This window comes from Kitasatospora sp. NPDC056446 (genome assembly GCF_042796115.1).
Taxonomy (GTDB): domain Bacteria; phylum Actinomycetota; class Actinomycetes; order Streptomycetales; family Streptomycetaceae; genus Kitasatospora.
This window is the reverse complement of sequence record NZ_JBHTRF010000262.1, coordinates 1-1039: the sequence shown is the minus strand read 5'-3', so window position 1 is coordinate 1039 and position 1039 is coordinate 1. Positions and strand designations below refer to the sequence as shown.

At 67.1% G+C, this 1039-nt stretch carries 1 protein-coding gene; it reads right to left on the bottom strand.

Annotated elements, in window-relative coordinates; all coding sequences use genetic code 11:
* Positions 1–158: 158 nt before the first annotated feature.
* Positions 159–1039: autotransporter outer membrane beta-barrel domain-containing protein (locus ACFQ6N_RS41165; RefSeq protein WP_380659243.1), on the bottom strand; the 881-nt coding region annotated here is incomplete at its 5' end.

Below are 1039 nucleotides of genomic sequence, written 5' to 3'. Positions count from 1 at the left end.
TAAACCCACCCCGCTTGCCCCCCCGGTTTTGTGGCTCGGTGGGCCTTTGTTGGCGGGCTCCTCCCCCCCCCCCACGACTCTACGAAGCGCAGCCGAGCGCGCGTGGTGGGGCCAGAGCCCATTGCATCCGCAACGGGATCTGACCCCAACCCGCTCACTTACCAGGCCAGGCGCACACCCACCTGCCCGCCCACATCGCGGTAGCCGTGGTCACCGCGCTGCACACTCAGGCCACCCCACGCCCCCAGGCGCTGGCTGATCTTCAACTCGGCACCGGCCTGCACCTCATAGCGGTTGCGCGGCAGGTCGGCCCGCAGCGTTTCACCGCGGAAGTCGATGGCATTGCGGCCACTGCTGCGCAGCCAGTTCACGCCCAGGTACGGCTGCACCAGCGTGCCCATGCCTGCGTGCTGGCCGAACGCGCGCACACCCACGCGTCCGGCCAGCCCGCCTGCCTCTGCGCCATCAACCACCGTGCCGTTGCTTTCCACGTGTCGGTCGGCGCTGTAGTCGGTATAAGTCAGCTGCATCTGCGGCTGCACATACACATTGCTGGACGCGCCCTGCCAAACGTTGAGGGTGTAACCCGCCTCCAGCGAGCCGCTGCGCATGCGCGAATCGTAACTTTCCTGGTCCAGCGCAACGCCCTGCACGCGGTTGCTGAAACGCCCGTACTGCAGCTGTGCATCCACGTACGCGCCTTCGCTGCCATCGGCCTGCTGAAGCCAGGTGCCGTACACGCCCACCGCCGTGCCGCGCACGCGGCCCTTGGCGCTGTAACCGGTCAGGTCAGAAACCACCGTATTGTCCGCACGGCCACTGCCCAGCATCACACCCAGTGCGGCATTGCCGCGCCGCCACACATCCGTGCCGATCTGCATCACGGACGTATTTCCATCCACCGACAGCTGCCCGCCCACCGCAGTGAAATCGGAATTGCTGCGGGCCACGCGCGCCCAGGCAGCACGTTCCTCGCTCATTGCCACTGCGCCCATGCGGTCGCTCAGACGGTGCGCGAACATGTTCACTGCCGCCGACT